The following is a 14,014-nucleotide window of genomic DNA, read 5'->3' on the forward strand; positions in this document are numbered from 1 at the left end:
GACCGCCAGGACGACAGGAGGAGCACCGTGCAGGACTGGTGGATATACCGTGGTACGACGAGTCCGCACACCGGGATCCGCCGGCTGCCGCCGCCCCCGCCCTGGCGAGTGTTCAACGGCGCGCCACTCGTACCGCCTCCACCCGGAGCCGACCTGGCCACCGGGCGCCGGCTCGGTGAGCTGCACCGGGCGGTGAGTTACCGTCCTCGCCCGAACGAGCTCGCCCTGGTGAACGCCGCTCTCTATCTGCGTCGTCCGCTGCTGATCGTGGGTAAGCCGGGGGTGGGCAAGTCGACGCTCGCCTACGCCGTGGCCCACGAGTTGGCGCTCGGGCCCGTCCTGCGCTGGCCGATCAGCAGCCGGTCCAACCTCCAGGAGGGCCTGTACAGCTACGACGCGATCGCTCGGCTTCAGGAGGCGAGCCTCGCGCACCAACTGGACGGGCCGGCCGACCTACAGATCGGCCGCTATCTGCGGTTGGGCCCGTTGGGCACTGCCCTGCTGCCCTACGAGCATCCCCGGGTGCTGCTCATCGACGAGATCGACAAGAGCGACGTGGACCTCCCCAACGACCTGCTCAACGTCTTCGAGGAGGGCGAGTACCGGATCCCGGAGCTACAGCGGCTGGCCAACAGTCAGCCGGAGGTGGAGGTGCCGATCGAGGGCAGCGAGGAACTGGTGCCGGTGCACCGTGGGGTGGTGCGCTGCAACGCCTTCCCGCTGGTGATCCTGACCAGCAACGGCGAACGCGAATTCTCGCCCGCGTTCAAACGCCGCTGCCTCCAACTCGAACTGGGTCAGCCCGACGCCGAACAGCTCGCCGCCATCGTCGAGGCCCACTTCGGGACCGATCCGATTCCCGGAACCAATGAGCTGGTCGAACTCTTCCTCTCCCGGCGGGAGCACGGCACGCTGGCCACCGACCAACTGCTGAATGCCATCTACCTGACGGTCCGGGCCACCGACGGGGCTCCGCCCGACCGCGGCGAGCTGGCCAGCGTGGTGCTCCGACACCTCGACGACGACCGGGATCTGTGATGGGCACCGGCCGGCTGATCGAGGTGCTGCGCGGCGCCGGTCTCGATCCCGAGGCCCGCGAGCTGGCCGATGCGCTCTGGCTGGCCCCGTTCCTGCCCGACGACCCGGACGCCATGCCGGTGCGATCGCCGCCGGCGTCGACGGGGCAGACCGGAGCCGTTCCCGGGTCGGGTGCCGAACCGTCCGCCGTGACGTCGGTCGGGGAAGCCGCACCCCGGGACGGCCAGCCGTGGGCCCAGCTACACGTGCCGGAGCCGAGACCGACGGGCGCTGGTCGAGGCCTGCCGGTCCGCGCACCAGAGGCGCCCGCGCTGCGCGGCCGGAGCCTCACCCGGAGCCTGCGTCCGCTGCGCCGGACGGCATCGGATCCGGATCGGTGGGTGGTGGACGAACAGGCGACCGCCGAACGGATCGCTGAGCAGGGGATCTGGTTGCCTGTCCTGCACCATGATCGATGTCCCTGGTACGACCTCGACCTCGTCGTCGATGCCGGAGCGTCGATGGCGGTGTGGTCGCCGGTGGTCGCCGAGCTTGAGTCGGTGCTGCGCTCACTCGGCGCCTTCCGGCGCATCCGGCGTGTCTCGCTGCCCTCCCACGAGCCGGGTCGGGGCGGCACCGGGACGGCCGGTGAACCGCTGGCCGTGGCGGGACGGCGGCTGATTCTCGTGATCAGTGACTGCACCGGTCCGCGCTGGCACGACGGCTCCCTGTTCGGGAAGCTCCAGACCTGGGCCCGGCACCAGACAGTGGCGATCATGCAGCCGTTGCCACAGCGGATGTGGTCCCGCACCGGGCTGGTACCGGTACGCGGCCGGCTCAGTGCCGTGGACGGCGAGAGCACGAATGCGCGGCTGCGTTTCGCCCCGCACAACTGGCGTCCTGGACGGGCGGTCGAGGTGGCCGCTCCGGTTCCGGTGCTTCAGATCCAACCCGACTGGCTGGCCTCCTGGGCGCGGCTCACCGGTACCGGCAACGGTTCGATCGACGCGGTGATCACCCTGCCACCCCGTCCGAGAGCCCACCGCCCGCCCTCGGACGAGGGCACCGTGGAGCAGGCCGCGGAGCGGCTGCGCCGGTTCCGGGCGACCGCGAGCCCGGAAGCCTTCCGGCTCGCCACTCACCTCGCGGATCTGCCCGTCACCCTGCCGGTCATGCGACTGGTGCAGCGGGCGCTGCCGGTGCCTGGTCACCCGGCGCATCTGGCCGAGGTCCTCCTCGGTGGTCTGCTCGTCCGGCACCGACCATCCGGCGACGAGTTGCGGTTCGAATTCCGGCCCGGGATCCGGCCGCTGCTGCGGAGCCTGGTGCGGCACAGCGACCTGGTCCGGCTGCGGCACGAGATCGCCGCCTTCATCGCCCGACAGATGGGCATCAGTCTGCGGGAGTTCGCCGCCGTGGTGAGCGCGGACAGCATGCCGGAGAGCGATGGCGCGGACCCGCGCGGCGCATCGCTCGGTCGACTTCCCACGACCGTGCTGGCCCGCCTCGGTGGCCGCCACCTCGCGCTGATAGACCTGTTCCGGACCGAGGACGTCGAGGTCATGCCGGCGCGCCGGACCGAGCCGACACCGGTGTCGCCGATCGAGGCCGACGAGCCGGAGGGTCCGTGGACGCCCGAAGGGCTCGGCGAGGTCATCCGGCGGCTGCGCCGCGACTCGACCGCCGAGCCCACCAACCAGCGAATCGTCGTCAACTTCGTCGCCGCGTTGCGCAGCCGGTTCGAACAGACCGGAGACCTGGCCGATCTCGTCGAGGCGGTCTCCGTACTGGAGCAGTCGCGCGCCGCGACGACCGGGCCGGCCGCCCCGAGGCTCTCCGTCGAGCTGGGTGAGCTGCGCCTGACGCTCGCCGTCGAGCGGGGCCTCGGCAGTGACCTGGCGGAGGCGGTGTCGCTGTTCCGCAGCGCGCTCACCGACGCCGATCCGACGCTGCACCGGCGTGGCCTGATCGGGCTGGCCCGGGCCCTCACGATCCGGGGGGAACGGTCGGGGACGCTGGCCGACCTGGACGAGGCGAGCACGCTCTACCGCTCCGCGCTCGTCGACGCCGCCGCGCCGGTCCGCGACCAGGCCGCGCTGCGACTGGTCGACACCCTGCTGCGCCGCTACACGCTGGGCCGCGACAGTCAGTCCCTGCTCGACGCGATGATGGTCCTGACCGACGTGGCCGACGAGAGCGGCCGCCGCAGCAGGCAGGCTCGGCTGGCTGCGTTGCTGCGGTCGGCGTTCCGGGACACCGGAGAGGTACGTCTGTTGTGGACCGCTGCCCAGCTCTACGAGCAGAGCGCTGAAGACCCGGCCGCGACGCCCACCCATCTCCAGCTGCGGGTGACCCGTGGCCTCGCCGAGGTGCTCGGTGAACTCGCCGTACACACCGGCGATCCCGCGGCCCTGGAGCGGGCGGTCCGGGTGGCCCGCTCGGCGGTGGCCGCCAGCGACGAGGCGGACCAGTCGTACGTGGACAGTCTGGTCACCCTTGTCGGCCTGTTGCGTCTCACGGCCGCGCACGATCAGCGACAAGCGGTGCTCGACGAACTCGTCGCCGCGGCGCGGAAGCTGCTCGGGGCACTGCCCGGCTACCACCCGGATCGGCACCACCACCTCGGCGACCTCGGCCGGGCGTTGCTTCAGCGGTACCGGCAGGGCGGCGACGCCGGCGACCTCCAGGAGGCCTGCGCCCGCTTCGAGGAGGCCGTCCGATGCGTGCCGGAGAGCGGCCCGCTCGGCGAACGGCTCGCCGACCTGGCCGATGCCCTGCGCGCCCGGGCGGAGCGGTTCGGCTCCCGGGCAGACCTGGACGCGGCACGGCAGGCTCTCCGGCGCGCGATCGACGCCACAGCACCGGAGGATCCGGGGCTGGTGCAACGGGTCCGGTCGCTGGCCGAGGTGCTGGCCGAGCAGGGGCAGTGGAACGAGGCGGTGGCCGGCTTCCGCCGGGCGGTGGAGTTGTCCGGGCGCCGCTTCGGTCCGGACGCGGCACCGACCGTCGAGACCCGGATCGCGTTCGGACGGGCCCTGCTGGCCGCCGGCCGGTTCTACGAGGCCCGAGAGGAGGCACAGGCCGTTGTGGAGATCCTCAGTCAACGGCTCGGTCCCGACGCACCGGCGACCCTGTCCATCCGGGACACCGCGGCGAAGGCGTTGGCCGGCTCGGGCCGGCCCGACGAGGCACGCCGCGAACTGACCGCGGTGCTGGCCACCCGCCAGCGGCTGTTCGGCGACGAGGATCCGACGACCCAGGCCACCCGGGAAGCCCTGGCGGCGCTGCCCGGCGACGGCGACACCTCGGGCTGACCGGCCCGGTCGGGCACCATATTTCGCACCGGAGGACGCTATGCACCGACGCGTTATCCTCGATATTCATACATCGACCGACGTACGCAGTTGGGTCGCTCGACGGAGTGCGATCCCGGGCACTTGGCGGAAGGACGGCCGAGCGCATGAGGGAAGCCAATTTCGGGACAGTTCCGCCTTTCCTGGCGGTTCAACTCCTGGCTGATTTGTCCGAGCAGGGCAATGAGGTGCTCCGGCACGCGGCGCAGCGGGTGTTAACCGAGATAACCACCGGACGCGCCGTTTTCGCCCGGTTCGACAACCAGATCGGTGACATTCCCAGGGGCGCCCGTCAACAGTGGTCGGCACGCGTGCCGACCGGGGCGGTCGGGGCCGAGGAGGGGCCCGGTGGCAGTGACTGACCGGGCGGCACCGACCGCCCCGGTCCCGTTCCGGGAGTTCGTCCTCAAAGTGCACAGTCGCTGCAATCTGGCCTGCGACTACTGTTACGTCTACACGTTGGCCGACCAGAGTTGGCGACGTCGTCCGCAGCGGATGAGCGGCGATGTCGTACGGCAGACCGGAGCCCGGATAGTCGAGCATCTGCGGGCGCACGGAATCACCGAGGCGAGCGTCGTACTGCACGGTGGTGAGCCGTTGCTCGCCGGCGGCGCCCAACTGGAGTACGTGGTGACGGAAATACGTCGGATCGCCGGCCCGGAAATCACGCTCTCGTTCGCCGTGCAGACCAACGGGACCCTGCTGAACCGCGCCATGCTCGAGATGTTCCTCCGGCACGGGGTCGGGGTGGGGGTGAGCCTCGACGGCGACCGGACGGCCAACGACCGGCACCGTCGGCGGCCGGATGGCGGCAGCAGCTATCCAGCCACCTCCCGGGCGCTACGGCTGCTGACCGAGCCTGCCTACCGGCCGCTCTTCGGCGGGCTGCTCGCGACCATCGATCTGGCCACCGATCCGGTTCGCGGCTACGAGACCCTGCTGGCGTACGAACCACCGATGATCGACTTTCTGCTTCCGCACGGCACCTGGACCACGCCGCCGCCGGGCCGACCGGCCGATCCGCGCCGGACCCCGTACGCGGACTGGCTCATCTCGGTCTTCGACCGCTGGTGGTCGGCGGCTCGGCGGGAGACCGGCGTACGCCTGCTGGAGGAGATCCTCGTGCTGCTGCTCGGCGGCGCGAGCCGTACCGAGTCGGTGGGGCTCTCGCCCGCGGCGTTCGTGGTGGTGGAGAGCGACGGTGAGATCGAACTGGTGGACACGCTGAAGGTCGCCTATCCCGGTGCTCCGGTGACCGGGCTGACGGTGCAGCGGGACTCCTTCGATGCCGCGCTGCGGCACCCGGCCGTGGCGGCTCGACAGCTGGGACTGGCCGGCCTGGCGGCGCAGTGCCGGGCCTGTCCGGTCCACCCCGTCTGCGGCGGCGGCCACTACCCGCACCGGTACCGCGCCGGGGCTGGCTTCGACAATCCGTCGGTCTACTGCGCCGACCTCTACCGGCTGATCACCCACCTGGCACGGCGAATCGTCGACCTCACCGGTCGACCGGTCGGCCCGGTGGCGACGGCCGATTCTGCAACGGGCTGTCGGATTCTCGATAGGACAGACGCTAAGTGAGAACACCGGAACGGACGGCTATTCTCATGATTCGACGGGGAGACGCGGCGGTCCTGCTGGCCGCTCCCCCGGCCGCCGCGGCAGGGAGGCGCGATGGGACTTGAGCGCGGTGTCGGCGGAGCCGAGATCACCATTGTGGTCGGTCATGTCGGTCCCGACCGCCTCTGGGCGGAATGGCTATGTGAGCAGATCGAGCAGTGCGGAGCCACCGCGCTCCCGTGGTCAATGGAACCCCGCACGGACCTCGCCACGGCGGCCCGGGAGATGGTCGCGGCACCGGCCCGTCTGCTGCTGGTGATCAGCGACTCCCTGGTCCGGGCCGGTGGCCGGTCCACCGGCCAGTGGGCGGAGCTGGTCGCGACCCTGCGGGACGAGTTGCCCGGCCGGCTGAGCACGATCTCGGTCGGCGCCCGCCGGCCCGCCTTCCTGTCGCCGCGGGAGTGTCCGCTGCTCGGGATCCTCGACGAGACCGCCGCCCGCGACGAGGTGGCCCGCCACCTCCGGCTCGGGCCGGCCCCGACCGGCCGACCGGCGACGGTGCCATGGCCGCTGCGCCAACCGCGACTCTGGCGACAGCCGTTCCCAGCTCGCAACCCGCACTTCACCGGACGGGAAGCGGAACTGCTCGACCTGCGCAACCGGCTCGCCGGCGACATCTCCGCCGTGGTCACCGTCGCTGTGCACGGTCCCGCCGGCGTGGGTAAGACCCAGTTGGCGATCGAGTACGCGTACCGCTTCGCCGCCTGTTACGACCTGGTCTGGTACGTCCGTAGCGAGCAGCCCGCCACGGTCCGGGCCGACCTGGCCGGCCTGGCCGCCGCGGCCGGGCTGCGGATCAGCGACGACCTTGGCGTCACCGCGGACACCGTCCTCGAAGCGCTCAGCCAGGGCACGCCGGCCGCGAACTGGTTGCTGATCTTCGACAGTGCGCCCGGCCCGCAGGAGCTGGCCCGGTTGCTGCCCGGAGGCCGGTCACGCGGAGTGGGGCACGTGCTTGTCACCTCGTTGCACAGCGGCTGGGAGGCAAGCGCTGAGCTACTGGAACTGGACGTCTTCCGGCGCGCCGAGAGCGTGCACTTCCTCCAACGACGGGCGCCCCGGCTGACCGAGGACGACGGCGTGGAACTGGCTGACCGCTTCGGGGATCTACCCCTCGCCCTGGACGCGACCGCCAGCTATCTGGCCGCCTCCCAGCTGCCGGTCGGGGACTACCTGCGGGAATGCGAGCAGCGGATGACCACCCTGCTCAGCCAGGCGGAGGTGTCGTCGTACGACCGCCAGGTGGTGATGGCCTGGGTGCTGCCGATGAACCGGCTGCGGGAGGAGAGCCCGGCCGCCGCACAGCTGCTCCGGTTGTGCGCCTTCCTCGCGCCGGAGCCGGTGCCGATGTCGCTGCTGCTCGGCTCCCCGGACGGTGTCCCACCAGCGATGACCCTCCCTCTTCCGCTCGGCGACGAGATCGGCGACGCGGTCTCCCGGGCCCGGATCTTCACCGAGATCGGCACGTACGCCCTGGCGAAGGTCGGCCAACGGGAGGGGCGGGAGTTCCTGCAACTGCACCGCGTGTTCCAGCAGTTCCTGCGCGAACAACTCAGCCCGGACGAACGCCGGGCGTACGCGGAGGCCGGTCGCCGACTCCTCGTCGCCGCCGATCCCGGGCAGCCGGACCTGATCAGCAACCGAGGTCGCTACAACGACCTGCTGCTACACCTCGACGCCGCCGACGTCACCTCCGCCGCCAGCGATCCGGCCGTCCGGCAACTGGTCATCAACATGGCCAAGTACCTCTTCTCCCGTGGCGAGTACACGGCCTGCCGGTCCTTCGGGGAGAACGCCCGCGCCTCCTGGCTGACCGTCCTGCCGCCGAGCCATCCGGATCTGGTCGCCCTGAGCGTGACCCTGGCCAACGCGCTCCGCGGCCGGGGCGACCACCAGCGGGCCCGCGAGCTGGACGAGGCGAATCTCGCGCACGCCCGGGCCGAGCTGGGTGCCGCCCATCCGGACACCCTCGGCGCCGCCAACGGCCTCGCCGCCGACCTGCGGCGGCTCGGCGACTGGCAGACCGCCTACGACATCGACCGGCAGACCTTCGAGACCGCGCAGGCGGCGCTCGGGCCGGAGCATCACCGGGCGCTGCTCAGCACGCACAACTTCGCGGTGAGCCGACGGATGATGGGCGAGTTCCGGGAGGCGCTCGCGCTGGACGAGGCGACCCTGCGGCGGTACCGCATCAAGTTCGCCGGGGAGGAGAACCGCTCCACCCTCCTGTCGGCCAACAACGTGGCGCGGGACCTGCGCGAGTGCGGCGAGTACGCCCGCGCCCGCGAGCTACAGGAAGGCGTCTACCAGCGGTATCGGGAACTCTTCGGCGAGGATCACCCCGATTCGCTGCGGGCCATGAAGAACCTGGCGGTGTCCAGGCGCAAGGCCGGCGACTATCTCGCGGCGTACGAGTTGGCCCGGCTCTGCCTGCGGCGACACCAGCGCCGGTTCGGGCACGACCATCCCGAGACGCTGGCCTCGACGACCAACCTGGCGAACGATCTCCGCAGCCTCGGCGAGGAGGCCGGCGCCCGGGCCCGGGCGGAGGAAGCCCTGGAACGGCTGCGCGCCACCGCAGGAGAGGACCACCCCTACACGCTCTGCGCGGCGGTGAACTTCGCCATCTGCCTGCGTCGGACGGGCGAGCCGGAACAGGCCCGCCACCTGAACCAGCAGACCCGGGCGGCGCTCTCGGTCAGCCTGCGGCCCACCCACCCGTACACGCTGGCCTGCGCCACCAATCTCGCCAGCGACCTCCAGGCGGTGGGCAAGGTGGCCCAGGCCCGGCGGCTCGGCGAGGAGGTGCTGGAGCAGCTGCGCGAGGTACGCGGCGCCGACCACCCGTACACCCTGGCGTGCGCTGCCAACCTGGCCGCTGACCGGCGCGCCGACGGGGACCAGCAGGGAGCGCGGGAGCTGCTGCGGGAGACGCTGTCGAGCTTCGAGGCACGGTTGGGCCCGACGCATCCGGAGACCTCGGCCGCGGCCGGTCAGGTCCGACTGGAGTGCGACACCGAGCCGCCACCGACCTGAGGGCGGGGATCAGCCCTCGTCGGCAGGCGTCTCGATCAGGCTCGGCCGTTTCGGCCCCGGAATCCGTGGCGGCGCCGGGCGGCCCGTCGGATCCGTCGCCGGGTAGAGCCGGCCGGTCAGCCGGCGACGGCGCGTTCCGGCCACGCGTTCGCGCCCGGTGTTACGGGCCCGTCCGCTCGGTCGCGGGCGGAGCGGTACCGTCGGCGGCGCCGGGATCGGTGCGGCACCCGGCTCGTCCGGCTGCTCCGTACGATCCCTAAGCTGGCTGCGATAGAGCGTCCGGTCCCCGACCACCAGGCAGGCGACCCCGGTGGCGAGCATCGTCGGGAAGAGGATGCTCAGGTTTCCGGTGGTCTCCGCCGCCATCACGATCAGCGCCAATGGTGCGTGCGTGATCGAGCCGAGGCACGCGGCCATCCCGATGATCACGTAGGGCGCCGGCGATTCCGGTGCCAGCCCGAGCGGCTCCACGAGACGCCAGAAGGCCGCGCCCGCAGTCCCCCCGATGACCAGCCCCGGGCCGAAGATCCCGCCTGAGCCACCCGAGCCCACCGAGAGCGAGGTTGCCACGATCTTGGCCAGCGGGACTGCCAGCAGCAGCCAGAGGGAGGCTTGCAGCACCACCTCGGGATCCATGGCCCGCTGCGCGCTGCCGTAACCGGTGCCCAGCACGCCCGGAATGGCGAGACCAAGGAGACCGACCAGCAGCCCGGCACCGGCCGTACGCAGAACCCGGGGCAGCCACCGCATCCGCGCCGACGAGAAGAAGCTCGCGGTGGCGTAGAACGTGCTGGCGTACAACCGCCCGAGCAGGCCGGCGAGCAGGCCGAGGACCGGTATCGCGAGCCACTGCCCGGGATTGTCCCAACCGATGCCGTCGACCACGCCGAAGAGCGGATCGAACCCGTGGATGGACCCGAAGACCATGAACGCGGCGGCCGAGGCGATCAGGGCGGGCACGATCACGCCGGGTGCCACGTCCGAGCGGTAGAGCAGCTCCGCGCCGAGCAGGGCACCTCCCAGCGGAGACCGGAAGATCGCGCCGACCCCGGCGGCCAGCCCCATCGCGACGGTGGTCCGGGCCTGGGTGAAGGAGAGCCGGAAGCGTCGGGCCAGCACCGAGGCGAGCGCAGCGGTGATCTGGGCGGTCGGCCCCTCACTGCCGCCCGACCCACCCGAGCCGATCAGGACCGCCGAGGCCACCATCTTGACCGCAGGAACCCGGGCCCGCATGCCCGCCGGGTCGTGATGGGTGGCGTGGATGGCCGCGTCCGTGCCGTGGCCGCTGGTCTCCGGGGCGACCTTGAGCACCAACGCGGTGGCCACCAACGCCCCGCCGGCGACGAGCAGCGGGATGACCCACGGATGCGGAAAGCCGCTCGGATCCCCGCCACCCTCGCTCGCCACGCCCGGCACGTGGTGCCCACCGAGCCCGCCGAGCAGCAACCGCTCACCGAGTTTCAGCAACGCCGCGAAGGCCGCGGCACCCAGGCCCGCCACCGCTCCGGTCAGCAGCGACAGCGGAACCCACAGGCGCCAGCCGCCCCGCGGTCCCCGGTCCGTCATCGCGGCTCCATCACCCTGCCGGCGCCCTCCGGCGCCGCCCGCACGTCTGCTCGCAGCCAGCTCGCCCGCCGCCGGGCGGCGCGGGCAGCATGATGATATCGGCCGATGGAGCTACGCGGGTCCACGCCCGAGCGCGGTCCCCACGGGTCGCCCGTACCCCGGCAGCGGCCGGGCCGGCCCACGGCGGGGGTCCCCCGTCACGGCCGGGCTGCCGGACCGGCGGGCGACCACTTCCCGCCCGCCCGGTACAACGGGGGCGGGCAGGCGGGGTGACGCGGTCAGTAGGCGCGGGCGAGGATGGCGTACAGGTCGGGCTCGTCCTCGGTGTCCGGCACGGAGCCGTCGGCGCGCAGCAGGCAGCGGACGGTGACGCCCTGCCCGTTGGCCTTCGCCTCGCCCTCGACACCGACCGCCGGCCACGGCACCCGGGCCCAGCCGGTGGCCGCCGCCTCGATCGCCTCGTCCAGGGTCGCCACGTCGACCGTGCGCGAGTCGCGGAAGGCGAGCGCCTGGTCGTGCAGCGCCCGCTGGTCGGCGTCGAGGGCGGCGAGCACCGCGCCCACCACGTCGGCCACCGGCGTGGGAGCCTTCGAGCCGTCCGTACGCCGGACCACGACCGCGTTGCCGGCGGCCAGGTCGCGGGGGCCGACCTCGACGCGTACCGGATAGCCGCGCAGCTCGGCATCGACGGCCCGGCGGCCGAACGGCGTGTCGACGCGGTCGTCGAGCGCCACCCGGACACCGGCGTCGCGCAGCGCGTCGCGCAGCTTGGCCGCGGCCTCACCGACGCCCTCGCCGTCCTTGACCACCATGACGTACGCCTGGACCGGTGCCAGCTTCGGCGGCACCCGCAGGCCGTTGTCGTCGCCGTGGCACATGATCAGGCCACCGAGCATCCGGGTCGAGGTGCCCCAGGAGGTGGTCCAGGCGTGCTCCCGGCCGCCCTCGGCGGAGGAGTAGCTGATGTCGAACGCCTTGGCGAAGTTCTGCCCCAGTTCGTGGCTGGTGCCGAGCTGGAGCGCCTTGCCGTCGCCCATCATGCCTTCGCAGGTGTAGGTGGCGGTCGCTCCGGCGAAGCGCTCCCGGGCGGTCTTGAGCCCGACCACCACCGGGATGCCGAGCACGTTGACCATCAGGTCCTCGTACGCCTCGTGCAGGATCCGGCGGGCGTAGGCGCGGGCGTCCTCGCGGGTGGCGTGCGCGGTGTGCCCCTCCTGCCAGAGAAACTCGCTGGTCCGCAGGAAGACCCGGGGGCGCAGCTCCCAGCGGACCACGTTGGCCCACTGGTTGAGCAGCAGCGGCAGGTCCCGGTACGAGTCGATCCACTTGGCCATGAACTCGCCGATGACCGTCTCGCTTGTGGGGCGGACCACCACCGGCTCGGCGAGCTGCTTGCCGCCGCCGTGGGTGACCACCGCCAGCTCCGGCGAGAAGCCCTCGACGTGCTCGGCCTCGCGCTTGAGGTAGCTCTCCGGGATGAAGAGCGGGAAGTACGCGTTCTCCGCCCCGGCCGCCTTGATCCGGGCGTCCATCTCGGCCTGCATCCGTTCCCAGATGGCGTAGCCAGCCGGTCGGATCACCATGGTCCCCCGCACCGGCCCGTTGTCGGCCAGCTTCGCCTTGGCGATCAGGTCCTGGTACCAGCGGGGAAAGTCCTCCGCCCGGGGAGTGAGCACACGCGCCATGACCGCACATCCTATGCGCCCGTCCAGATCTCTCCGGCTTCCACCCCGGATAGCCGGTCAGGACAGGCGGCGGCCGCGGAGGATGAGGTGGGTGGGAGTACGGAGGGCGTTGAGGTCCTGGCGCGGGTCCTCGGGGTAGATGGCCAGGTCGGCCAGACCGCCCTCGACCAGTCCGGGGAAGCCGAGCCAGGCGCGGGCGCCCCAGGAGGCGGCGGCGAGCACGTCCAGCCGGGACATGCCGGCCTGCTCGTGCAGCAGGAGCATCTCCTCGACGGCGAGGCCGTGATCGATTCCCCCGCCCGCGTCGGTGCCGACGTAGATCGGCACCCCGGCCTCGTACGCGGCCCGGACCACCTGCGGGAAGCGGTCGCGTAGGGCGAGCATGTGGTCGGCGTACCCGGGGAACTTGGGTCGGGCCTGGTCGGCGATGTGGCCGAAGGTACGGATGTTGATCATCGTGGGGATCAGCGCAGTGCCCTGCCGGGCCATCAGGTCGATCAGGTCGAGGCTCAGCCCGGTGCCGTGCTCGACCGAGTCCACCCCGGCCCGCACCATGATCTCCACCGCCGACTCGCTGAAGGTGTGCACGGCGGCGCGCACCCCGGCGGCGTGCGCGGCGGCCACGGCGGCGGTCATCGTGTCGGCGTCCCAGGCCGGCGCCAGGTCGCCGACGCCCCGGTCGATCCAGTCCCCGACCAGCTTCACCCAGCCGTTGCCGGCGGCGGCCTGCGCCGCCACGGTCGCCGCCACCTCGGCCGCGCCGACCTCCACACCGATGTCGCGCAGGTACCGCTTCGGCGGGGCGACGTGCCGCCCGGCGCGGGCCAGCCGCGGCAGGTCGGGCTCGTCCTCCAACTCCGGGTACGGGTACGGCGAGCCGGCGTCCCGGATCGCCAGCACACCCGCGTCCCGGTCGGTACGGGCCAACGCGCGGGCCTGGTCGAGCGAGGTGATCGGCGCACCACCCCGGGCGATGCCGATGTGGCAGTGCGCGTCGACCAGGCCGGGCAGGATGAACCCGCGCTCGGCGATGGTCTCCGCGCCGGGCACCGGGTCGAAGGTGACCCGGTCCCCGACCAACCACAGATCCCGGACCTCGTCGTCGGGCAGAAGCACACCGCGCACATGCAGAGCCATGCGCACAGTCCTACCCGATCACTCCCCGTGGTGTGCGAGAAGCCCCGCCCGCCGGGCGGTCAACGCCGGCAGGTCGACCGACACCTTCCACGGCCGCTCGGTGACGAAGAGGTCCTCGGTGTGGCTGGCCACCTCGTACTCGCCGGAGGGGCCGCGCACGTACTCGGTCAGGGCCATCTTGTCGTGCAGCGGGTCGACCACCCAGTACGTGCGTACCCCGGCGCGGGCGTAGACCCGGGCCTTGTCGTAGAGGTCACGGAAGGTCGAGGAGGGCGAGACGACCTCGACGGCCAGTAATGCGTCCTCGACCGGGACGGGCGAGCGGTCGGCGTGCTCACGCCGGATGGCGACCACGTCGGGCCGGGGCTCGTTGCGGCGGTCCACCCGCATCGACAGGTCGATGCTGACCAGGTATTCCGCCGGGCAGTTCACTTCGAGCGCGAGCAGCAGTCGGACACAGAGGTCCTGATGGAGTGCGGTGGGGGACGGCACGATCAACCTTCCGTTGATCAGTTCGTACGGAAGGTCCTTCGGCAGGTCGCCGAGGTCGTCAACCGTCCACTCCGTCCGCTCGGGCAGGATTGGCGCCACGGTCATGACTCC

9 protein-coding genes are annotated in these 14,014 nt (G+C 72.1%); 5 read left to right on the forward strand and 4 right to left on the reverse strand.

Annotated features, from left to right (window positions below; all coding sequences use genetic code 11):
• The first annotated feature begins 27 nt into the window (after nt 1–27).
• The 5 genes from AC507J_RS19485 to fxsT all read left to right on the forward strand — a co-directional run bounded on the left by AC507J_RS19485 (nt 28) and on the right by fxsT (nt 9,023).
• Nucleotides 28–1,038 (forward strand): AAA family ATPase, encoded by a 1,011-nt coding sequence (locus AC507J_RS19485; protein WP_496290602.1) that lies wholly within the window; start codon nt 28–30, stop codon nt 1,036–1,038.
• The gene (locus AC507J_RS19490; protein ID WP_496290603.1) at nt 1,038–4,331 is read left to right on the forward strand and encodes an SAV_2336 N-terminal domain-related protein; all 3,294 of its coding nucleotides are present in this window, start codon (nt 1,038–1,040) and stop codon (nt 4,329–4,331) included. The genes AC507J_RS19485 and AC507J_RS19490 overlap by 1 nt, the downstream gene beginning before the upstream one ends.
• Nucleotides 4,332–4,477: 146 nt before the next feature.
• Nucleotides 4,478–4,732, forward strand: a complete 255-nt coding sequence (locus AC507J_RS19495; RefSeq protein WP_496290604.1) for a hypothetical protein — start codon at nt 4,478–4,480, stop codon at nt 4,730–4,732.
• On the forward strand, nt 4,719–5,948 hold the full coding sequence (locus tag AC507J_RS19500; protein ID WP_496290605.1) for an FxsB family cyclophane-forming radical SAM/SPASM peptide maturase: 1,230 nt from the start codon (nt 4,719–4,721) through the stop codon (nt 5,946–5,948). Before AC507J_RS19495 ends, AC507J_RS19500 begins: the two co-directional genes overlap by 14 nt.
• Nucleotides 5,949–6,041: 93 nt before the next feature.
• Entirely contained in the window at nt 6,042–9,023 is a 2,982-nt protein-coding gene (gene fxsT, locus AC507J_RS19505; protein WP_496290606.1) for an FxSxx-COOH system tetratricopeptide repeat protein, read from the forward strand.
• A 9-nt stretch (nt 9,024–9,032) separates the two neighbouring features.
• Here fxsT and AC507J_RS19510 read toward each other — a convergent pair whose 3' ends face one another.
• The 4 genes from AC507J_RS19510 to AC507J_RS19525 form a co-directional block, all read right to left on the reverse strand.
• Nucleotides 9,033–10,589, reverse strand: a complete 1,557-nt coding sequence (locus tag AC507J_RS19510; protein WP_496290607.1) for a chloride channel protein — start codon at nt 10,587–10,589, stop codon at nt 9,033–9,035.
• Between the two features lie 278 nt (nt 10,590–10,867).
• Nucleotides 10,868–12,274 (reverse strand): proline--tRNA ligase, encoded by a 1,407-nt coding sequence (proS, locus tag AC507J_RS19515; protein WP_496290608.1) that lies wholly within the window; start codon nt 12,272–12,274, stop codon nt 10,868–10,870.
• 57 nt (nt 12,275–12,331) lie between these two features.
• Entirely contained in the window at nt 12,332–13,411 is a 1,080-nt protein-coding gene (locus tag AC507J_RS19520) for an amidohydrolase family protein (RefSeq protein ID WP_496290609.1), read from the reverse strand.
• 18 nt (nt 13,412–13,429) lie between these two features.
• Nucleotides 13,430–14,008 (reverse strand): Uma2 family endonuclease, encoded by a 579-nt coding sequence (locus AC507J_RS19525; protein ID WP_496290610.1) that lies wholly within the window; start codon nt 14,006–14,008, stop codon nt 13,430–13,432.
• Nucleotides 14,009–14,014 lie beyond the last annotated feature (6 nt).

Source organism: Micromonospora sp. PRAS1 (assembly GCF_059553435.1).